The organism is Rheinheimera sp., from assembly GCF_965283995.1.
GTDB lineage: Bacteria > Pseudomonadota > Gammaproteobacteria > Enterobacterales > Alteromonadaceae > Pararheinheimera.
Genome location: NZ_CBDIQG010000001.1, coordinates 4397379 through 4419717 on the forward strand (window position 1 = coordinate 4397379; position 22339 = coordinate 4419717).

A 22339-nucleotide genomic window follows, 5' to 3' on the forward strand; every position below is an offset into this window, starting at 1 on the left:
CGCATCTGCGATATTGCCGTTATCTTAGCCACAAAAGCAGTTGAAGGGGTAGTAGCAAGTGCCTGTTTAGCAGAATATTTAGTTACAAACCAGGCTGCGGCAGAAATCGTCGCGTCGCAGCAAATCCTTCTGTTAAGATAAAGGCCTTTGCGCCACTTGAGGTTGATTGATGCAGGCTGTCCAGCATCTTTTTCGTCAGATCCTGACTCTACTGCTGTTGCTTGCCACTGTACTGGCATTGCTGGCGGTGTTATTGCTGCAACAAACACCATTGCTCAGCGAAACTGGCCAGTTAAATGCGGCTGCGGTGCGCAACAGCCAGCAGTTATTCAACAATCTGAATCAATCGATGCGTGACCCGGGTCAACAGCTGGTCATTCAAACCAATGCTGACGAACTCAATGCAGCTTTTGCGCTGGCCAGCCGCACCTTACCGGGCTTTCAGGGCAAAACGCAGATTAATCCGGCGGGTCTGACCATTTTGATGACGATGCCGCTGGAACTATTGTCCTACCAGCTTTATATCAATGCAGATATTCAAATTGAACCTTCGGCCGGACCTTTGCAGGTGCGTCAGGTAAAACTGGGGCGGCTGACGTTGCCGGGTGATATGGCGCTGGGTCTGCTGGGCTGGGTCGCGGATCAGCTGTGGGGACCTGGCGAAGGCGCCGCGTTATTGGCGAAAGTCCGCTCGGTGACAGTGCAGCAGGATGCGGTTAAGGTTGAACTCAGTAAGTCTGAAGGGTTTAGTCTCAGTGAGCTGAAACAATCTGGCGTCAGTCTGTATAAGCAATGGTTTAGCTCAGATGAGCAAACGGCTCTGATTGAACATTATTACGCGTTGGCGCTGGCGCACAGCCAACAACAGGCAGCCGCCCAGTCGTCACATAGCCTGATTAGTTATCTGCAAGTGCTGCTGCGGGAAGCCGACCGGCGCAGCAAAGATACGCCGGAACAGGCCGTACGGGAAAATCAGGCTGTGATCCTGGCACTGGCGCAGCTGTTAGGTGGACGGAATCTGCAGCTGCTGGTCAATGAAGTCAAAACTAATCCGCAAGGCAAGGTGCCGCGGGTGACGCTGGCGCGCCGGCCGGATTTACAACAGCATTTTGTTTATTCGGCCAGTTTACATGTACTCGGTAATCAACGGCTGTCATCTGCAGTTGGTGAAGCAAAAGAATTGCTGGATTCACTCAATGGCGGTAGTGGTTTTAGTTTTGTTGATTTACTGGCTGACCGGGCCGGTATTCGTTTTGCCCGCTTGGCCGCTGCGTCACCGCAATCGGCCCGCGCGGTGCAGCAATTCTTTACGCAGCAAGACCGGACCGAGCAGGAATTGTTTCCGAATAAAAGCCGCCTGCCGGAAGGTTTACCGCAAGCCATGTTTGAGCAGCAGTATCAGTCGATCGATTCGGCGGTTTATCAACAAATGGTCGCCGAAATCGATCGTCGGTTAAATGCATTGCCGCTGTATCAGATTAAGCCCTGAATCATCAGCTAACGCATCAAGCCATTCAGCTGGTCCAGTGCGTCAGACCACTCGGCATCCTGGTGAAAGGCGTCGCGCAGAAAACTGGCTTGTGCTGGTGTCCAGAATTCCGCCTGATAAAGATTTTGGCCGTCAGTGAGCCGGTAGTGCCGGGCAAAGCGTTCAATGCTTGCGTCATCGCTGGGCAAGCCCAGCTGGTCGAACAGGGTATACAGATTATGTTTACTGGTATCCATGTCACACCTCCACTGTCATTGGTTAATTTTCAGACAGTATAGAGCTGTTTCGGTTTCATTGCCGTGACCGAAAAGCTAGCCGTTGACATTACTGTGGTGGCGGCTGCCCCGCGCGATACGAAAGCCCAGCAAGACAAAACCACCCAGCGTAAAGCCTAAGGCGCTGACGGCACTGATGATCAGCAACGGATGATTAAAGTCGCTACGGTCCTCGTAATCCATGATATGCAGCATCCAGAAGAAGTCATACAAACGCCAGGTGTCGGTGCGCACCCGCAGTAACTGCCCGGTAACCGGATGAAAATAAAAAGCACTGTGCTCAGCATCAGCAAATTGCACCTGCCACAGCGGCGGGTTTAATCCACGAACTTCGGCAGGCGCCTGTTGTAACAGGCTGGCATGTTGGACCGTGCCTGAGCCCTGATAGCGTTGCTGCGCCAGCATCTGCGCGTCTTGTTCAGTCAGTGGCGCCAGTATTTGGCCGGACACCGCACTGATAAACAGCTGTTGCTCGCCTTGTTGTAACTGATAAACCGGTTCACTACCGCGTTGGTTCAGGCTCAGCTGTGCTTGTTGAAATTCGGCTGGTGCTTGCTGTAAAGCACGGGCCGGTGTCACTGTTACATCGCTCCAGCGCACCACAGGCGCCGGTCGTTGCAAATGTTCGCCCCGGACTTGCTCAATCGGAAACCAGCTCATCACCACACCACTGGCAAACCAGGCAATCAGCTGCAAAGACAATATCAGGCCGAGATAAAAGTGCAGGTTGCGCCAGAAGCGCTCGCGGCGCAGATATGAAAATGGCATAGCTAAGGCTCAGATTTTTATTAGAAAAATACTTTACCAGCGCTGCAGCAAGAAAAAAGCCCCCTGCGACAATAAGTCGCAGGGGGCTGTTTCGAACGAGGGGAGTTATGGCTGCTGCAAGGTCCAGTGGGTTAACAGCCGCACGCCAAAACCAGTGGCGCCAACCGGGTTGACGCCTTTGTCGCTGCTGGCCAGTGCATTGCCGGCGATATCCAGATGGGCCCACGGTGTGTCACCGGCGAACTGTTTTAAGAACCAGGCTGCAGTAGAAGCGCCCGTCGTTTTGCCGGTATTGCGTAAATCCGCGACATCACTTTTCAGTTCGCTGGCAAATTCATCGCTGAGCGGTAAGCGCCACAACGGTTCGCCACTGTTTTTTGCCGCTTGCTGCAGTGAGCTGTTTAACGCTTCATCTTCAGTGAACAGGCCGGCATAGTAGTTGCCCAAGGCACCGACTTTGCTGCCGGTTAATGTCGCGATATCCACCATCGCCCGCGGTTTATACTCTTTGCGGGCATACCACATCGCATCCGCCATCACTAAACGGCCTTCGGCATCGGTCGAAGTGATTTGGATGGTCAGGCCCTGCGCGGTTTTTAATACATCGCCCGGTAAATAAGCGTTCGACGAAATCATGTTTTCTGCCATCGCCATCACACCAACCACGTTGACTTTGGCTTTTTGCAGTGCCAGTGCTTTGACGGTGCCAAGCACTGCTGCAGCGCCCGCCATGTCACTGGTCATCCGCACAATAGATTCGCCATCGGTTTTCAGGTTGTAGCCGCCGGTATCAAAGGTGATGCCTTTACCAATTAATGCCAGGGGCGCTTTGTTGTCACCTTGCCAGTGGGCGATCACCAGCGTGGGTGGCCGATCACTACCACGGCCAACGGCAGCAAGTGCCCCCATCCCTAACGCATTGATCGCTTTTTCGTCAAGAACCGTGACTTTCACGCCCAGTTTTTCCAGCGCTTGCGCCGCTTCAGCGAAGGTTTGCGGCGTTAAGTCGGCGGCCGGCAAATTGGTCAGATCCCGAGCCAGATAGACGCCATCGGCAATGGCTTGCAGTTGTTGATGTTGTTGTTCGGCGCTTTTTACATCGGCGACCACGACGTCGACCGCTAATTTACGCGGCGCTTCGGCTTTTGATTTGAGCTGGTCGAAGCGGTAGGCCCGCAGTTCCAGACCATGCACCAGCTGCGGTATGGCTGCCAGATAACGACCGTCGATGGTGACTTGCTGTGCGTTGTTTTTGTCCAGTGCAGCGGCGAGATCCGCGCCATAAGAGGCCAGCTTGTCGTCACTGATGACTGGTTTGTCACCAAGGCCCAATAACAACACGCGCTGGTAACCGGCAACGCTATACAGCTGGCTGATACTGCCGGCTTTACCGGTAAAACCGGCAGCAGTTAATTGTTGTTTCAGCTGCGGGTCGGCCAACAAACTGTGACTGCCACTTTTCAGGTCGCTGCTGCGCAGCGGCAGTACCAACGTATCCTGCGCTGCAGGCAGCGCGTTCAGGTATTGATACTGCGGATCAATCGCGGCCTGAGCCAGACCGCTGAGGCCGATGGCTAGCATGGCAAAAGAATGACGTAGACGCATAAAGTTTCCTTCAAACAATCAAAATTGTTCTCTTGATACGTCAGAACGGTGGGCGGATACCACTGAATGCGGCTGAATGCCATTTTTGCCCGATGAAGTGTGATAGTGTCACAAAAAAGCCGGCACTATGGCCGGCTTGATCGAACAGGTCAGCGTCTACAGTTTGCCGTTTTTGTCCGGGTACCCCAGTACCGACGCATTGGCCCAGTTGGCACAGACGCCTGACTTGCCGCCAGTGGTTCGCAAACTGAGTAGCCGGATACCGCGGATATCGAGTTCAGGTTTGACCACCGCCGGTGCCTGCACCAGGCCTGAGTCATACAGCAACTTGTCGTCGCCGAAGATCTGGAACTGCACACCGCCTTTAGCACGGCAGCTGTCGTCGATGCCAACATCGGCCCGTAGCAGGCGCCACTGGCCTGTCAGCTGATAATCAATCCGGCTTTGCGCCGACACGCCAAGGCCTTTACGGAATTTCAGGCCGTTCATCGACATCAGGCTGCCATCATTGGCTTTGTTGCCGCCATTACTTTGGTTCAGCTCCACCGGGCCAATGGCATTGTCGCTTCGCAGCGCTGTTTGTTCGGCTAAAAACAGCTGGACCGGCTCAGTTTCAGGTTCCGGTTGTTGCAGCACGCGGAACTCGGAAATTGCAATCGGGCTGACCACTTTCGGGAGCAGAGCGTTATAGGCTTTGGCGGTGCCTTGTGCTGCTGCAGTCACCATCGGATCGGCTTCGGCTTGATCTTGTGTGCTTAAGATGCGAAAGCGGAACAAAGTACCGGGTTTGGCGGCAAACTCGACTTTTTGTTTGTGCTGCAGCTTTTGTAAGCGGCCACGTGCGACCGGCTGGCCCCATTCGCCATTGTTATCACCAAGATACACTTCATAATCGGCGACCTGACCATATTGCCAGTGCTGGTCATTGCGCGGCGCGATTTCAAAGCCATTCACCATACGCCGTTCGCCGAGCGCCAGCGTGAACTCATGCGCACCGGTTTTCACCGATTGATCGCGTTTAGTGCGAAACCAGGTGCCTGGTTTGCCGTCAAAGGCGTTTTCCAGCACATGACCGGATTCTTCGGCCGGCCGGTTCAGCACCAGAATGCTATCCGCAGCGATTTCATTACCAAGGTCCGGCGCTTTGTCATAGCCTTTAGTGGTGGCAAGGCTGTGCGCGCCATCGATTTGTACGCTGAAACTGAGCGGCTGGCGGATATCGGTTTTCGCTGTTTTGACATGGACCAAGCCGTATTTTTCCGTGCTGAAATACCAGCCACTGCTCGCTTTCGCAAAGGCTGCAGCATCTGGCAGCGCTTTGAGCGTTTTACCATCCAGCTTCACTGCATCGGGCTTGACCCGGCTATGTAGCTGCAGCTGATACACCCGCGCTTTTTCCTGGCCTTGGTATTGGCCCGTCACCGGCGCGATATCGATCTGAATATCACCGGCCTTGCCGGCAACAAAAGACGGCGCTTTGACACTGAATTGCTGGGTACTAAAAGCGCCTTGCTGATACTGGCGTGTGTTGCCGTCATCTTCATACAGCGTGAATTCGCTGTCGCCATGCGGGTAGATATCCAGCGTCAGCACATCTTTGGGTTTTTCGCCGTCATACAACATCGCGTCGTACATCGGGATAATAGCGCCGGCGCGGACGAATAGCGGGATGGTTTTTAAATCCACGGAGTAGTCGAGCAGTTGGCCCGTTTCAGGTGCGTTGACGACGCGGCCATCCCAATAATCAATCCATTGGCCTTTTGGTAAAAACACGTTTTTGCGCCAGCCCTGACTGGCCGTTTGTGAACGGTATACCGGCGCCACCAGCAAATCGCGGCCGAGCAAAAACTGATATTTATGCGCTTCGGTCAAGGCTTTAGGTGTGTGCGGATAATCCCACATCAGGCCGCGTACAATGGGCGCACCGGTTTGTTCGGTGTGATGCGCCAACGTGTACATATAAGGGGTCAGGCGCATTTTCAGCTTTAAATAATCGCGGTTGATGCTGCGGTAGGGCTCGTCATACCACCATGGGTGTTTGCGCGCTGCTTTCGACCAGCCGGACATGCCCATTAACACCGGCGTAAAAGCTTTCCACTGTAAATCGCGGGTATAAGTCTCGGGGCTGCCGCCAAAAATAGCGTCGACATCACCAGTGGCGTAGGCCTGACCGGATAAGCCGGAGCCAATCAGCGTCGGAATATGCCAGCGGATATAGTCCCAGCTGGCCGACTGGTCGCCGGTCCAGGTCACGGCGTAGCGCTGCATGCCGGCCCAGCCCATCACAGTCCATAAAAAAGGCCGTGAATCGGAATTATCTAAAATGCCGTCGGCCGCAGCTTTGTTCGCATCTAAGGCAAATTGGTAGCCCTGGCCGGTCCAGGCAACATCGAGTTTTTGCGCACGCGAGCCGGCGGTGCCAACTTCCCAGGCAATTTTGTCGACGCCGTTTTCGGTCCAAAGGCCGGTGCGAAAGCCGTATTTGGCCAGGCCTTTGACCACTGTGGGCAAATCGGTGTAACCACAGCCGTAGCCATCATTCGGTAAAATCCAGCCGCCCGGCATATCATGTTCACGGTATTTTTTTGCAACAGTTTGAATCACATCCGGTGTGGTGCCGGTGGGGCCGTCAGTCCAGCCATCCGGTACTGTGCCGGGTTTTTTCACGTTATCGCCGTCGTTATAACAATCGGCGTCGCCATATTCAAAGGCCCAGCGTGGGATCAGTTTGGCGCGGCCGGTCAGTTCGGTGTAATCCGCTAAGACGTCCTGAACTGAGCCACCAACAAAAAAATAAGCATCAAAGCGGCCTTCCTGATGCGACAAGTTTAAGTATTCAGCCGAGCGAAAATCATAGCTGCCGTTGGCCCAGGTATTGCGCAGCACGCCGTAGCCTTTGCTGGATAAATAAAACGGTGCCGGGCTTGGTCTGTCACCTTCTTCCCAGCCACCGGAATAGGAAATCTCCATACTTTTGCCTTTAAATTCAAAGGCACCATTTTGCTGACCACCGCCGTAAAAACGCTCGTCCGGCGCGGTGCTCAGCGTTTGCACACTTTGCGCGCTGCCTTTGCTGTCATTAAGCTCCAACGGCTGCAGTTCCTGCACGATCAGCGTCTGATTGTCGGCTTTGTACAGCGCAAAAGTCAGTGGTTTTTTATAGATGCGCAGCGCCATCGCATCGGTGCTGACCAGCTGATAGTCACCCATATCTTTTTGTTGATAAGTGACCGGCGCATAGTCGGTTTTGATGACTATGGGCGCGGCTTTACTGCCTTCGTCCGTCAGTTTGCCGTTGAGGCCGGCGCGGATGCGCAATAAATCCGGTTTTAACAGTTGGATCTCGATGGCCACATTGGCATCTGTGGAAAGTTGTACCGAGCTTGTTTGCGGTTGCAGTGCGGTCAGATTGCCAACCGGCGCAGCACTAGTGGTTTGGCTCAATGGCGCTAATAGCAAAACAGCAGAGACATAAGCAGCCAGCGGGCGTTTTTGAAACTTGGTATCGGGCGGACACTTTGCAGCCAACTTCAGCATTTTTCAGAATTCCTCAGATAAAGCAGTGCCGCCCGGAACGGCGGCATCGAATGATGCTGCCCGAAAGCCGGGCAGCCTACAACTTGTTTACAACTGGCCATGCCAGCATCGGGCTAGCTGCGTGGCATCAGAAGTTGCCGCGTACACCAACCGCCACCTGGGTGCCAAACCGTTCCAGCCAGTTCACCTGATCCGGTTGTTTGACATAACCCCAATACCGCTCGTTGGTCAGGTTCGACACTTCGCTGTACACCGTCAGGTGTTCGTTGATGTCGTAGCTGGCGCTCGCATCCAGCTGGCCATAAGCCGCAGTCCAGCTGTCACCACCCCAATCACCAGGGTAGCTGAGGAACTTGCTGCGCCAGTTGTAAGCCAATCGTGCCTGCACACCATATTTTTCGTAATAAACCACCGCGTTGTAGGAGTCTTTCGACATCCCGGTGTACGACAGGTTTTTCAGTTTAGGGTCGTCAAACTTGCTGTCGACATAGGTATAGTTCAGCTGGATGCCAAAACCATCAAACGGCGACGGTAACCATTGTTCCAGTGATTGTTGCCACGCTGCTTCTAAACCATTGATGTTGGCACCGTATTGACCGGATGAGGCGTAAGTACCCCAGTAGTCGATGCCACCGAAGTTGATTTTGCCTTTTTTCGTTTCGATAAAGGCGTCGATGTCTTTGACAAAATAGCCTAAAGCCAGCTGCGAGCTGTCGGCCAGATACCATTCCAGCGTGACGTCATATTGCTTGGCGAGTTCAGGCGCCAGACCCGGATACCGCACGTCCAGTTGTGGCAGGCCGTTGACCTTAGTACTGAAGTTGGGTGCGGCCCAGGGTTTGAGCTGGTCCAGACTTGGGCGGCTCATCACTTCTGCGGCCGACACGCGCAACTGTAAATCATCCTGCAGGCTTAGCTTAAAGTTCATGCTCGGTAACAGCTTATTGTAGCTGCCTTCGTAACTGATGCGTTTCACAGTGCGCCAGTCGTTATTGGTCGGCTGACCGGCGCTATCTAATTGTAACTTGCTGAAGTCATAAGAATAACCTTCACTGGTGACTTCGGTTTTGCTTTGACGCAGACCCAGGTTCAGCGAGTAGGGCAGGCCAAACAGCGTGTCTTCAAAATTCGCCTGAATAAAGGCTGCAGTCACGGCTTCACTGACTTCAAAAGCGCCTGCCTGATTTAAGCTCGCGACGATGCTTTTATCTGCCGCTTCAGCGCTGATAGAACGGTAAAAGGCTAACAGTTTGTCGTAGTCAAAACTTGGCCACGGATTGGGTTGGATGCTGTTTTCGCCTTCAAGGAAGTTGTCGAAATTCGGCGCGACAAACACCGATTTTGGAATACGGAACAGCTCAAAATCGCCTTGTTTAAATACCGAGCTGGCGTCAAAAGTGTATTTATCACGGGCCAGGTAAAAACCACCGCGACTGAACTGGCTGGCATTTTTTGACGAATATTCGCTGCGGCCTTTGCTTTGTTTGCCGTAAGTCACACCAAAATCCAGCTGTGTCAGCACTGAATCGTCGATTTTGTACTGACCGATTAACTTGGCTTCGTCGACTTTATCCGTCACGCCGGTGCCGCTGTTGTAACTGTAATGCGCACCGTAGGTTTGGTCGGCATTCAGTGCCGGGGCAATCGTCACGTCCGGCAATTTATTGTTTTTGCTGTAGTCGATTTTGATTGAGTCAACAAAACCACGGGCGACGATAAAGCGGTTGTCGCCGTTGTTTTGATCTTTGGCTTCTGAGCTGGAGACATCGGCCGTGACACTGAGCGCGTCACTGAGTTGAAATTTGGCATTGGCACCGACCTGCCAGGTGTCTGTTTTGCGTGGCGTGCTTAAGTTCAGCAGCTCCACCATCGGATTGGCAGTCTGAGTGACCGAAAGGACCCGGCCGTCATTGCCAAAAGTGGCGTTGCTAAATAGCGGAGTGCCTGGCGTCCAGTCTTCGTCATAGTTCACAAAGCCAATCTGGTAGCGATTGCCGTTGGTGGTGTAACGCGAGTAGATAGTATCCAGACTCAGGTCAATCCAGTCGTTCGGCTGATATTGCAGTGACAGCGTGCCGCCCATCCGTTCGCGCACGTCCTGCGCGTTGGCGTAATACATATAAGCCGGGATTTTGGACGGGAATAATTCGTTGGCCTGGTCAATTTTGCCGTCATTGTTTTTATCGATCGGCAGCGTGGCTTCGGTGACGCCTTCCTGTTCGTCATAAAAACCAGCGGCGGAATAAGTGTCGTTGCGGATGGTGCGTTCAGAATAGGCCCCGGTGAAAATGACGCCGAGTTTGCCATCTTCAAATAAATCACCGACCAGAAAAGATGCATGCGGCTGGGTATCGCCGGTACGGCTTTCATAGACGCCTTTGGCAGAACCGGTCAGGGTAAAACCTTCTAAATCCAGTGGTTTGCGGGTCTGGATGTCGACGACTGCGCCGATCCCACCTTCTTGCAAGCGTGCTTCCGGTGATTTATACACCGCGATGGAATTGACCAATTCAGAGGCGATGGTGTCGTAGTTAAAATCGCGGCCGCTGTTTTCTGAGGCCACACGCCGGCCGTTGACGGTCGTCACGTTATAGCCATCGCCCATGCCGCGCACAATGACTTTCTGACCTTCGCCGCCGTTACGGGTAATGGTGATACCAGGTACGCGCTGCAGGGCTTCGGCCAGGTTTTCGTCAGGAAATTTACCGATATCTTCGGCGACGACGACGTCAATCACCGACACGGCGTTTTGCTTTATAAACAGCGCTTCTTTAATACTGCTGCGAATACCGGTGACCTGGATCTTTTCGACCTGCTCGGTTTTGGCTTTCTTCTGCTTTTGTTTGTCGCTGTCCGCGTCGGCCGCGAAAGCCTGCTGCGGTGCCAGTACGGCCAGCATCACCAGCTGCGCCAGCTGGTGATAACGAAATTTACCCTGTGACATAGTCCCTCCACGCTGTGGTTATTTATTGTTTTGAAAATTCCGAAAGCAGATATCGTCAGGACGTCAGTTGGCGTAAACTGCTGTGAAAGCACAGTTTGATGACAGTTTGGCGATTACGACAGCAATCAAAACCTTTCGAGGTTCTTTATAATGCTGAATCGAAAACATTCGCAAGATATATTTTGTTTTCGTTTAGAAGATTTGACGCTAAAATCAGCTTCGAATAGATCTGAAAGTTATGCTGGTATGATTGTGGAATTGCCAGAGTTATATATAAACATCTGATTTTTAATTGATATTTAAATTTTCTTTATTGCGATTTGCTCATTTAGACTTTTAAATATCAGCAGGATTTACTGAAAATGCAGCAAAAGAAATGAATCGAAAGATATTGAAAGTTTTGTTTTTGCTGGTAAGGTACAACGCAACAGCCCGACAGTGGGCAGGGAGATGAGGTGGAAACCTTAAATACCATTGAACGACAGCAGGAAATTGTCCGGCTGACCAACCTGCAGGGCAAAGTGTCAGTGACGGAGTTGTCACAACGCTTTGGTGTGTCTGAAGTGACGATCCGCAGCGATTTGGCGGTGCTGGACAGCAAAAGATTGCTGGTGCGCTCGCGTGGCGGCGCCATGGTCAACGATGACCTGAGCCGGGAGTTGTCGTTAAAAGAGAAACGACAAAAACATTCGGAATTAAAGCAGCGGCTGGGCCGTGCTGCAGCGGCGCTGATTAAAGATGATGAACGCATCATCCTCGATTCCGGCACCACGACCGAAGAAGTGGCAGCGAATTTACGCGAACACAAAAACCTGATTGTGATGACCAATGGTCTGAATATCGCGCTGGAGTTGTCGCAGGTCGACAAAGTCGAAGTGATGATGACCGGCGGCACGCTCAGGAAAAAATCGATGTCGTTTTATGGTGCGCAGGCCGAACAGGCACTGAAGCACTATCAATTCGACAAAGTAGTTTTGGGCGTTGACGGCTTTGACTTAAAAACCGGCTTGTCGACCCATTTTGAAGCGGAAGCCACGTTAAACCGGCTGATGTGTGAAGTGGCCCGCGAAGTGGTTGTGGTCACCGATTCATCCAAGTTCGAACGCCGTGGTTTTCATCTGATTTGCAGTGCCATGCAAGTGCACACCCTAGTAACAGACGCTGGCATTCCGCCGCAGTATGTGGAAGAGCTGACCAGAATGGGGGTGCAGGTGCATATCATCAGTCCATAAGGAGAGATATGAACGCTTTGCTTGAATTGCTCAGGGCGAATAAACAAGGCCAGAGCAAAGGAATATATGCGGTTTGTTCGGCGCACCCGATGGTGCTTCGGGCGGCCATCCAACAGGCCAAAGCGGATAACTCCTTGCTGCTGATTGAGGCAACTGCCAATCAGGTCAATCAGGACGGCGGTTACACCGGTATGCAACCGTCTGATTTTATTCAATTCGTCGAAGGTATGGCGACAGCGCTTGGGCTGTCGCAGCAACAACTCTGCTTTGGTGGTGATCATTTAGGTCCGGTTTGCTGGACTGCACTGCCAGCCGCTGAGGCCATGGCCAAAGCGGAAACGCTGATTGAAGCTTATGTCCGTGCCGGTTTTGGCAAAATTCACCTCGACACCAGCATGCCTTGTGCTGATGATCCCAAGCCGCTGCCGGATGCGCTCATCGCCGGACGCGCCGCCCGGTTGTGTCAGGTTGCCGAGCAGACTGCCGCCAGCATGGCCGAAACTGCCAGCCTGCCGGCCCCGGCTCAGCTTTGTTACGTCATTGGCACTGAAGTGCCGGCGCCAGGTGGTGTTGCGACACTGGAGCATCAACTGCAACCAACGCCGGTGGCTAATGTGGCGCATACCATCAACCTGCATCAGCAGGCGTTTGCCGCGCTGGGGCTTGGCGTTAATGTCTGGCAGAAAGTCATCGCGGTGGTGGTACAACCCGGTGTCGAGTTTGATAACACTCAGGTGCATGCCTTTGACGCGGTCGCAAGTACAGAACTGGCTGATTTTATTGCCAAAGACCCACAGCTGGTGTTTGAAGCGCATTCGACCGATTTCCAACCGCAAAGCCGCTATCAGCAACTGGTGCAGCAGCATTTTGCCATTCTCAAAGTCGGGCCGCAGCTGACCTTTGCGCTGCGTGAAGCCTTATTTGCGCTCTGTTACATCGAACAGCAGCTGGTGCCGGTGGAACAGCAGTCGCACCTGATCGCCGTGTCTGAACGCGTGATGCAACTGCAGCCGGCGCACTGGCAGAAATTTTATCCGGGCAATGCCGTCGAGCAGCAACTGCTGCGGCAATACAGCTTCAGCGACCGCATCCGCTACTACTGGCAGCAGCCTGAGCTGCAACAGGCGGTCAACCGTCTGCTGCAAAACCTAAGTAGCGTGGCAATACCGTTGCCGCTGCTCAGTCAGTTTATGCCGCTGCAATATCAGGCGCTGCTAAACGGCGAACTAAGCGGCGAGCTGAGCAGTGCGCCAGAAGCTCTACTGCAGCACCACATCGGTCTGGTGTTGAAGATGTATGCCAGTGCCTGTGGTCTGGCTGGTGATTGTCGCGTCAATGCACAGCGTGCAGAAGCCGCCTGAAAAGTAGTACAGGAGAATGGCCGTGGGACTTGTTAATTTATCGGATGATCGTTGGCTTGGTCTTGGCAGCAACGCGCTGCGTGAGGCTGCAGCACAGTGGACGGCGCGTGAAATTGCCCAGCAGCCGGCGCTATGGCAGCAAATTGTCACGCAAATCAACGCAGATACTGCGCTGAATCATTATCTGCAGGGGCAACTGGCCGAACCGCGCCTGCGGATCATTCTGACCGGCGCCGGTACCTCGGCCTATATCGGTCAGGCGTTGTTACCACATTTGGCGTCGCAGCTGGCAGCACAATCGCCGTTAAACACGCAGCGACTGGAGGCGATCAGCACTACAGATCTGGTCAGCAATCCGGCGCAATATTTCCATGCTGATCAGCCTACTTTATTGGTCAGTTTTGGCCGTTCCGGCAATAGCCCGGAAAGTCTGAAAGCGGTGCAGCTGGCAGATCAGCTGTTACCGGATTGCCGGCACCTGGTGATCACCTGTAATGCTGATGGCCAGCTGGCGCAATATGGCAAACAACACCGGCAAAGTGCGGTGTTACAACTGCCGGACGCCTGTCATGACCGCAGTTTTGCCATGACCAGCAGCTTTACCGGTATGTATCTGGCGACCTTGTGGCTGTTTTGTCCGGATGCCGTGCAGCTGCAAAGCACGGTCGCCGTGACTGAACAGCTGTTGGCACAATGCTCTGCGATCCGCCATCAGGCTGAATTGCCAGCCGAGCGCGTGGTGTTTGTGGGCTCCGGCGTGCTGGCCGGCATTGCGCGGGAAGCGGCGCTGAAATACCTGGAACTGACCGCTGGCCAAATCACCAGCTTTTATGAAAGCACGCTAGGTTTTCGCCACGGGCCGAAATCAGTGGTGAATGCGCAGACGCAGGTGTTTATTCTGCGATCCAACGACGGTTATACAGCAAAGTATGACATTGATTTATTTGAAGAAGTGACGCGAGACCGCCGGGCGGCTTATACCACTTTGTTGCATGCCGACAGCTATAAAGGCGGTGACGTACTGTTGGATGCCTGGCTGGCGCTGCCACTGATTGTGTATTGTCAGGCACTGGCTTTTTTTAAGGCGCTGCAGCTGGGGATTTCGCCGGACAATCCGTGCCCGACCGGTGAAGTGAATCGGGTAGTGCAGGGCGTGACCTTGTATCCATTTTCGCCCAGCGCAGACACGGAGTGAGCCAGATGATTTATGGCCTGGATATTGGTGGCACCAAAATCGAAATCGCCGTCTTTGATGAGCAGTTTGTGCTGGCCGAACGCTGGCGTGTGCCGACCCCGACCACGGACTACGTCGAGTTTCTCGACACCGTGCAGGCGCAGATCGAGTTGGCTGATGCCAAATTTGGTGCAAAAGCCCCAGTTGGTATCGCGCTGCCAGGTGTCGTGGCAGCACAGGGGCTGGTGATCTCGTCGAATGTAGCCTGTCTGAATCAACAGCAGGTTGGTGTTGATCTGACCGCACTATTGCAACGACCGGTGGCGATTGGCAATGACTGCCGGCTGTTTGTGTTATCAGAAGCGTTATTAGGCGCGGGCCGCGGCTTCAGCAGGGTGTTTGGCGTTATTCTCGGCACAGGTGCCGGCGGCGGTTTATGTGTTGACGGTCAGATTTATCAGGGCCGCCATCAGCTGGCCGGTGAGCTCGGGCATCAGTCCATTGCTGCGCGTGTGCTGATGCAATATCAGTTGCCGCTGTATCGCTGTGGTTGCGGTCTGGATGGTTGCGCCGAAACGTACATTTCCGGGACAGGTCTCGCGCGGCTGTACAGCCATTTCAGTCAGCAGGACAACACCACTTACGACTGGCTGCAGGCGCTGCGCCGTGCCGAACCGGTGGCACAACATTGTTTTGCCTGTTATCTCGATGCCCTCGGCGCTGCTTTGGCAGCCCAAGTGCTGGCGTATGATCCGGACGTGCTGGTGATTGGTGGCGGCTTGTCCGACATTGATGAAATATTCCAGGCCTTGCCTGGCGCGATTGGCCGGCATTTATTCAGTGGCGTGACGGTACCGCCGGTGCGCCGGGCCGAATATGGCGCCGCCAGCGGTGAACGTGGCGCGGCGATTCTGGGCGCCCGGCTGGCAGCCTGAAATGCGATGTCATTATCTGTAACCGCGTGTGCTGTAACCGCCAGAGCTAGGGCATTAGCGGGACGCTGTTTTTGTTGCGATCGCGGCAGCCATCAGCAGGTTAATGAAATCGGCCAGCGCTGGGCCGGCACTGAACATCAACAGATGTTCAGTGCCTGCCAATGCCAGATAATTGCCACCGCTATTGCCGGCCAAAGTTTTCCCCCAGTCCAGTCCCTCTTGGCGCCAGCGCTGCAGCAAGGCTTTATCCTCAGTCGCTGCGGCGATCAGCGGCGCTTCAAAATCACCATCCACCACTGATACTGGTACCGGGCTGTGTAACCAGGGGCTTTGGTTGTACAACGTCAAATCGGTCTGATATTCAGCAATTTCAATGGCACGGGCCTGCTGGCGCGAAATACGCTGACGCGTTGTGAAGATCTGCTGTAGATAATCCCAGTCGGTTTGCGGCTGCAATGCTGCGGGCACCGTCTGACGCAGATGCATCAGTTCTGTGCTGAGTTTTTGCGCCGTGCGCTCATTCCAGACACCTTTGGCCAGTTCAGGTAACAGCGCTGCGAGATTGGCGCGATACCAGTCCGTCGGATAACCGTTGTACAGTGCCTGCGCGGTGGCGGTCGGCACGTCCGGGTCAATCAGCACCAGACCTGCCAGCCGCGGGGCTATGGCCGGATCATCAGCCAGCAAACGGGCGGTGATACTGCTACTGGCAAAGCTGACCAGCAAAAACTTTTTGGCCTGCAGCTGTGGCAATATTCTGGCCAAATCGGTGGCGAATTTGCGATAGGACGGGCGTAGCGTGTCCGAGCTGAAACCGCTGCTTTGCCGATCGACGGCATAAGTGCGGTACTGCTTTGCCAGCAACGGTTGTAGCAGGGCAAACCAGGCGCTGTCGGCATGGAAGTTCTGATTGGGCCCGGCGATGAACACAATGGCAGTGTCGACACTTTGGTTTGTTAATGTATCCGGTTGCAGCAATCGCACATGTAAGGCGCCATCCGGCAACGGATAAAGCCGGGAGCCGGCAGGCAACGCAACCAGGGTCAGGCTGGTCAGCAGAGCAGACAGTAACAACAGGTATTTCAGTATCAGACCGACCATCAGGTGTTCTCACAGTACGACAATTGACGAATTGCCAACAGTGTCGTCGTGCGGGTACTCGCGATAACGGGCAAAGGGATAAGCAGGCGAGAATTTACTGCTCAGCGGTGCTGGCCTACGCCTGACATCACCTGCTCAAAGTGTGCATCAATTTTATCTTGTTCGCTATTGCCACCGGCGCCACAACCAACCAGTTTCATGCTGTGAATATCTTTACGCAGATCGGCGCCGGGCGCGGCTAACACACATTGTTTTCCAACGCGCACCAGCTGCGTACCGTCTGCCAGCGTTTCCAGCACATCGCTGGCGGGGCCGCTACCTGGTTTTAATGTTGGTCGGCGGACTGCGTGGGATGGTGTGATTGTCTCAGTTTTTGGGGCTGATAATGCCGCCAGTTCTGCTGCAGACAATTCCCGGCGCGCCGACTGTTGCTGCACGCTGCTGAATACGGCAGAAAGATCAAGCGGCCGGTCGGCTGGCGCGGCTGAGGTTGGAGCTGGCGCTGTGTTGCTATTGGCTGGATTGATGCTGGCTGGGCTGATTTTTGCCGGATTGATGTTGGCTGGAGTTGCGGCCGCTTGGACAATTGGCCGTGTCGCTGCTCGTTTTGGCTCCGGCTGTTTTGGTGGCGCCGGCGCGAATGTCGGGGCTGGCGGCTTGGCTGCAGGTTCTGCAGCAGGCAGCGTAACTGGCGGCGGCAACTGTGGAGCACGGGTTACCGCAAATACCTGTAATGGTGCCGGCAGAGTCTGCAGCGGCTGGTAGACAAACTGCTGTTGCAGCACCAGCGCGACCAGCGCCAGATGTGCCAATAAAGAGCAAAGCACTAAGGCAAAAAATGAATTTAACTTGTTCTGCAACAACAGTTTTCCCTGACTTCACATCACCTGTAGCGCTGTCTGACCGACCTGAAGGCCAGAGGTTCCATCACAACAAACACATCTAGATAGTTATTGCGACGATCAAGACGGCCATCGCCAAAGGGGCCAAAGCGGTCGCTGCTACTGATCTACAAATTGTGTGGAAAATTTCCACGCACTTTGACTGGTTGACAACGAGATTTTTTGTTACAACAGAAAGAGCTGAAAAGTACACATTGTTAACATTAATCCGCGTGAGGTCGAAGGAATGCGAAAACACACATTAATCAGACGGAATGTCATCAGAGTTGGTCTTGCGATAAAAAGCGCTGTACTGGTGTTGATATTATTGACTCTACAGGCCTGCAGCGCACCACAGACCTATCGAAGTCTGACCATTGATGGCAGCAGCGCAGCCTCCACAGAACAGAGTGTGCAGCGGATTGTGCGTAGTATGCCGCAATCACAGCAAGCCGAATTCTTGTTGGCTCTGGTGAAGATTCAGGTACAATCCGGCCAGCAGCAGGCTGCAGCGTTATTGCATAGCGACAGTGCCATGAAGCATGTTAATTATCAGTTTCTTGGCCAGCAGACTCATGGTCTGACTTATCTGCAGGTCATTGAACAGGCAAAAAGGCTACAATAAAACCAAATCGGTGCTGTTGATCTGGTTATGCGAAAAAACGATACACTTGGAGCAAGGGGCTCTACAGTTCAGCGCGACGCTCGTCCGAAGGGGCAGTTGAACCCTGCGGAAAGCGCTGAATGTTGTGGTGCCGTGAAGGTTTGCATCGATCTGTTGCAACGACAACATTGCTGACTGTAACCAAGCGCCTGTAGTCAGCGCGCTTCAGCAGCACAGACGGAGGTGAGCGTGTCAGGTCAGATTTATTGGATTTGCGAACCGTATCCGGCGGATGATCAGCCCGGCATGGCGGATGATAGTCCGCCGCAACTGCCTGCCGGCTGGACTTTGTTTCGATTCGATACGGCACAGGCGCTGCAATCCCAGCCAAGCCCGACCTTACTGATCGTCGATCAGCTGCAACAGCAAGCCGTCGCCGAACTTGCTGTGCTCGGCAGTCAAAGTATCCGGGTGCTGACAGTGCCAGATTGTCAGGACGAGCAACTGCTGCCGTATATCGCTGATTTTCACTTGTTCTATCCACAACCGCTGCAACTACAGGCATTGCCGCAGCTGATGCAGATCGCGCAGGCCCTGGCAGCGCTCAAACTGCCGCCCGCCTGTCATCAGCAACTGCTGGCCTGCACCCATTTACCAGTGATCCCGCCGGTGATCCAACAGCTGCAACAGTTATTGCTGGATCCGGATGTACGGATCGACCGGCTGGCGGCTGTGATTGAGCAGGATCTGGTGCTCAGTGCGCGGTTGTTGCAGCTGGCAAACTCGGCTTACATGGGATTTAACCACGACACGGCATCGGTGCAGATGGCGATCAGCCGGCTTGGTCTCAGTTTGCTATACGGCTTATTACTGGCGCTCAGTGTAGCGCCGGCGTTAGCCGGTGATAATCGCACCACCGATAGTGAATTGGCTTCGCTACGATTGGCCAGCAGCTGTCGACAAGTGGGGCAGTGGCTTGGCCTCGATAATGCGGCGCTAGAGCAAATCGTCGTCGCGGCACTGTTTCATCAGCTTGGCATGGCTTTGTTGCAAGGCGCGACCGGCGACATCAGTGCCGTTGATCCGGCTCAGGCGGGGGCATTCATGTTGACGTTATGGGGCTTTGCTCCCGGACTGGCCGATCTGCTGTTACAACAGCAGGCACTGGCCACTTGTGCTGACCGACCGCTGGCGCTGTGTCTGTATCTGGCCCGCCAACGTCAAACTGCTACAACGCCGGACGCAGCGCTGGATGCGGTGTTGACTGCTCGTGGTCTTCGGGCCTATTGGCCGGCAGCGCCTGCCAACCCTGTTGGAGGCTGAACTGGATTTGTCAGTGCTGAACCCTGCTGAACGCGACATGTTACAAACCGATGCCTGGTTTGGCGGTTTTTCTGACGCACAGCAGCAGCAACTGTTGCAACAAGGCCGGCGTCGCGTGCTCAGCGCAGGCCAACCGCTATTTTCCCGTGGCGCGCCATTCTGCGGCATTTATGTGGTGTTGCAGGGCCAGTTGCTGATCTCCGGCTTACATCCATCCGGCCAGCAAGCATTGCTGACACTGCTGACGCCGGGGCAATGGCTGGGGGAAATCGCCTGGTTTGATCAAATGCCGCGTACCCATGACGTGCAGGCACTGACCGACAGTCAGCTGCTGCAATTTCCCAAAGCGGCATTGCAACAGCTGGTACATCAAGACCCGCTGTGGTGGCAGCGTTTTGGCCAGCTGTTAACGGTAAAACTTCGGCTGTTATTTGTCGAGCTGGAAGACCGGGCGCTGTTACCTGCGCAGCAACGGCTGGCGCGGCGACTGTGTCAGCTCAGTCAAGATCAGCAGCTGCAGATCCCGCTGCAGCAGGAGCAGCTAGGCCAGTTGCTATCGCTATCGCGTCAGACCACCAACCAGCTGCTGCGTCAGCTGGCGCAGGCCGGACTGCTGCAAACCCGTTACGGCACCATCGAAGTGCTAAACCGGCCGGCATTGCTGCAGCTGGCACAACACGGCACTTTGGTGTCCTGAGCTGCTGTAACTGCCAAATTGCAAATTGTCGGGTACCTGACAGAATCCCGCCAGAACCGATCGTACATTGGCTGTCTCAACAATACCCTCATCAATAAAAATAAGGAAAAACAATGCGGACCCTGACAGAACAACTCAGTTTATATGCGCGCTACCATCGCGACCCGCGGAATATTCAGACGCACTTTGCCGGCATCCCGTTGATTGTGATCAGTGTGTTTGGCATGTTGTCATTTCCTGTATTCGGCACGGCGATCAGTGCTGCCTTGCTGTTATTTGTACTGAGTAACCTGTATTACCTGGTGCTGGATCTGAAATTCGGTGTGCTGATGCTGGGGTTCAGTGGCTTGTGTTATGCGCTGTCGCAGCAACTGGTGCAATGGGCGGGAGCACAATGGTTATGGGCGTCGGTGGCCGTGTTTGCCATCGGTTGGGTTTTACAGTTTATTGGTCATTATTTTGAGGGCAAAAAGCCGGCGTTTGTCGATGATCTGATGGGCCTGCTGATTGGACCGTTGTTTATTGTGGCGGAATGGGCGTTTATGGCCGGTTTTGCCAAACCGTTACAACAACAAATTGAAGCAGATGCCGGTCCGGTACAACGCCGGACCTAAAATGGCAGCAAGCCCTGCTCGGGCTTGCTGTGCAATGATGATCAATGAAGCGAAATGACGCTTAAAGACTGCCTAGCAGCGTGTGGTAAAACAGTACTGCTTTGTGCAGATTGTCCTGGCTGATGCGTTCATTATTGCCATGAAAACCGCCGAGTTCGGCCGAGGTCAGCAACATCGGGTTAAAACGGTAACTGTCTTTGGCGACGGCTTCATACATCCGACTGTCGGTACCGCCGATGGTCAGGCCTGATACCACAATCAAATCTGTTGTTGCTGTTCCGGCCGGTGCTGCGTAAGCGCGCCGCGCCGCATCACCGATCCTGGCAAAACCTATAGCCTGTTGATCGGACACTCTGGATGCAGCCATGCCCTGTACCACACTGAGTTCTACCCGCGGATCTGCAATTACCTTGCTGGCATGTGCCAGTACGGCATCAATGCTGTCGCGCGGATGCAGACGGAAATTGACAATAGCGCTGGCTTGTTGCGGCAGCACATTGGCTTTGATACTGCCGGTGAGCATCGTCGGTGCAGTCGTTGTTCTCAGCATGGCATTGGCGGTCGGTATTTTGCTCAGCTCATGTTCCAGCAGCGGGCCAAACAACCAGCGATTGGCCAGTAGCATGCGTTGTAACCAGGCCATATGCGGCCCCAGCTGGTCATAAAAGTCGGCGGTGAGGCCGTCAATGCCCCCTGCAACCGGTTGATCGGTCAGTCGGGTCAACGCGAGAGCCAGAATACTGACGGCAGTTTGCGCCGGTGGCATCGAGCTGTGACCACCAGGACTTTGCACCGTTAACTGCAGATTCAAAAAACCTTTTTCGGCCACATTAATACTGGCCACATCGGCGGCGACACCCGGCACCATCTGACGCAACACAAATGAACCTTCGTCTAACGACCAGGCCAGGTTGACCTGACGTTGCTGCAGCAAGGCACTGACCGCTGCGGCACCTTCGCTGCTGCCGATCTCTTCATCGTGCGTCAGCGCCAGATAGACATCATGTGGCGGCTGAAATCCTTGTTGCAGCAACAAGGTGATCGCTTCGAGCATCGAGACGGCGGCGCCTTTGTCGTCCATCGCACCACGTCCCCAGACAAATCCGTCAGCGATGGCGCCGGAAAAAGGCGCTTGTTGCCACAGTTTTTCTGTACCGGGCGTGACCGGCACCACATCGTAATGAGCCGATAACAGCACGGCCGCTTTATTGCTGTCCTGGCCTTTCCAGCGGTACAACAACGTCAGTTCATTGACCGGTGTCAGCTCCAGCTGTTGTTGCAGCAGCGGGTAAGTTTGTTGTACCCACTGAATAAATTGACGGAATTTTGCCACATCCCGTTTGGCACTATTGTCATAGGAAATGGTTTGAAAGCGGATCGCCTCCGACAAATGCTGGCTGACGCTTGCCACATCAACGTTCAGCGTAACCGGGTTCACCGGCGTCGTCGCCACTGGGGTGAAACTTAGGGTTCGCACTGCCAGAACCGCCACTAATAACAGCAGCCCTATAGCCGCTGTCCAGATTATCTTTTTTAGCATCAGAAGTTCCCGGAATGTTTTTTTATCAATTTTTATTGTTAGTTCGCTGCAGATTGCCAGAAGTTATCTGCAACATTCGCTTGATTGAATGTAAGGTTTTCGGCCCGGCAACACCAGCTTTTTCCGTTTGTTTGTAGCCGAAAAGTGGACATCCACTGTGGCTCTGCTAGCTTAAAAAGTCCGGGGTCAGTGATGACAGCCGCTCAGGGATCAGCGGGGATAACCAGCCACATGTTGCAGTTTCACAGGGTTTCAGGCC

The 22339-nt window shown here is 54.1% G+C and carries 17 protein-coding genes; 9 read left to right on the top strand and 8 right to left on the bottom strand.

The features are described from left to right. Positions 1-169: 169 nt before the first annotated feature. Complete coding sequence (locus ACQ66Q_RS19385) at positions 170-1489, top strand: hypothetical protein (protein ID WP_430458291.1); 1320 nt, start codon at positions 170-172, stop codon at positions 1487-1489. A gap of 8 nt (positions 1490-1497) precedes the next feature. Here ACQ66Q_RS19385 and ACQ66Q_RS19390 read toward each other — a convergent pair whose 3' ends face one another. The 5 genes from ACQ66Q_RS19390 to ACQ66Q_RS19410 form a co-directional block, all read right to left on the bottom strand. Continuing rightward, the gene (locus ACQ66Q_RS19390) at positions 1498-1725 is read right to left on the bottom strand and encodes a DUF2789 family protein (protein ID WP_377240765.1); all 228 of its coding nucleotides are present in this window, start codon (positions 1723-1725) and stop codon (positions 1498-1500) included. Positions 1726-1800: 75 nt separating this feature from the next. After that, positions 1801-2532, bottom strand: coding sequence for a PepSY domain-containing protein (locus tag ACQ66Q_RS19395; RefSeq protein WP_430458292.1), 732 nt, complete (start codon positions 2530-2532; stop codon positions 1801-1803). A gap of 105 nt (positions 2533-2637) precedes the next feature. Beyond that, the gene (locus ACQ66Q_RS19400; protein WP_430458293.1) at positions 2638-4137 is read right to left on the bottom strand and encodes a leucyl aminopeptidase; all 1500 of its coding nucleotides are present in this window, start codon (positions 4135-4137) and stop codon (positions 2638-2640) included. 156 nt (positions 4138-4293) lie between these two features. After that, complete coding sequence (locus ACQ66Q_RS19405; protein WP_430458294.1) at positions 4294-7674, bottom strand: NPCBM/NEW2 domain-containing protein; 3381 nt, start codon at positions 7672-7674, stop codon at positions 4294-4296. A gap of 127 nt (positions 7675-7801) precedes the next feature. Beyond that, complete coding sequence (locus tag ACQ66Q_RS19410; RefSeq protein WP_430458295.1) at positions 7802-10618, bottom strand: TonB-dependent receptor; 2817 nt, start codon at positions 10616-10618, stop codon at positions 7802-7804. A gap of 455 nt (positions 10619-11073) precedes the next feature. Between ACQ66Q_RS19410 and agaR the strand changes: the two genes are divergently transcribed. Genes agaR through ACQ66Q_RS19430 form a run of 4 tightly spaced genes read left to right on the top strand, consistent with a single transcriptional unit; the run spans position 11074 to position 15320 of the window. Beyond that, positions 11074-11850: a transcriptional repressor AgaR gene (agaR, locus tag ACQ66Q_RS19415; protein WP_430458296.1), complete on the top strand. Its 777-nt coding sequence runs from the start codon at positions 11074-11076 to the stop codon at positions 11848-11850. An 8-nt stretch (positions 11851-11858) separates the two neighbouring features. Continuing rightward, complete coding sequence (locus ACQ66Q_RS19420; RefSeq protein WP_430458297.1) at positions 11859-13211, top strand: D-tagatose-bisphosphate aldolase, class II, non-catalytic subunit; 1353 nt, start codon at positions 11859-11861, stop codon at positions 13209-13211. A 22-nt stretch (positions 13212-13233) separates the two neighbouring features. Beyond that, positions 13234-14406, top strand: a complete 1173-nt coding sequence (locus ACQ66Q_RS19425) for an SIS domain-containing protein (protein ID WP_430458298.1) — start codon at positions 13234-13236, stop codon at positions 14404-14406. Positions 14407-14411: 5 nt separating this feature from the next. Then, positions 14412-15320 (top strand): ROK family protein, encoded by a 909-nt coding sequence (locus ACQ66Q_RS19430; RefSeq protein WP_430458299.1) that lies wholly within the window; start codon positions 14412-14414, stop codon positions 15318-15320. A 54-nt stretch (positions 15321-15374) separates the two neighbouring features. On the opposite strand, the gene ACQ66Q_RS19435 is transcribed toward ACQ66Q_RS19430, so the two are convergent. Together ACQ66Q_RS19435 and ACQ66Q_RS19440 are read right to left on the bottom strand one after the other, a co-directional pair. Next, positions 15375-16421 carry an alpha/beta fold hydrolase gene (locus ACQ66Q_RS19435; protein WP_430458300.1) on the bottom strand — a complete coding sequence of 349 codons (1047 nt, stop codon included), beginning with the start codon at positions 16419-16421 and terminating at the stop codon, positions 15375-15377. Positions 16422-16522: 101 nt separating this feature from the next. After that, entirely contained in the window at positions 16523-17284 is a 762-nt protein-coding gene (locus ACQ66Q_RS19440; RefSeq protein ID WP_430458301.1) for a hypothetical protein, read from the bottom strand. 265 nt (positions 17285-17549) lie between these two features. Here ACQ66Q_RS19440 and ACQ66Q_RS19445 point away from each other — a divergent pair, with 265 nt between their 5' ends. From ACQ66Q_RS19445 to ACQ66Q_RS19460, 4 genes are all read left to right on the top strand, one after another. Beyond that, the gene (locus ACQ66Q_RS19445; RefSeq protein ID WP_430458302.1) at positions 17550-17927 is read left to right on the top strand and encodes a DUF6694 family lipoprotein; all 378 of its coding nucleotides are present in this window, start codon (positions 17550-17552) and stop codon (positions 17925-17927) included. 228 nt (positions 17928-18155) lie between these two features. Next, positions 18156-19229, top strand: a complete 1074-nt coding sequence (locus tag ACQ66Q_RS19450; RefSeq protein WP_430458303.1) for an HDOD domain-containing protein — start codon at positions 18156-18158, stop codon at positions 19227-19229. Positions 19230-19242: 13 nt separating this feature from the next. Next, positions 19243-19926 (top strand): Crp/Fnr family transcriptional regulator, encoded by a 684-nt coding sequence (locus ACQ66Q_RS19455; RefSeq protein ID WP_430458304.1) that lies wholly within the window; start codon positions 19243-19245, stop codon positions 19924-19926. 113 nt (positions 19927-20039) lie between these two features. Continuing rightward, entirely contained in the window at positions 20040-20540 is a 501-nt protein-coding gene (locus ACQ66Q_RS19460; protein WP_430458305.1) for a DUF962 domain-containing protein, read from the top strand. Between the two features lie 61 nt (positions 20541-20601). Here ACQ66Q_RS19460 and ACQ66Q_RS19465 read toward each other — a convergent pair whose 3' ends face one another. Beyond that, the gene (locus ACQ66Q_RS19465; RefSeq protein ID WP_430458306.1) at positions 20602-22080 is read right to left on the bottom strand and encodes a M20 family peptidase; all 1479 of its coding nucleotides are present in this window, start codon (positions 22078-22080) and stop codon (positions 20602-20604) included. Positions 22081-22339: the final 259 nt, after the last annotated feature.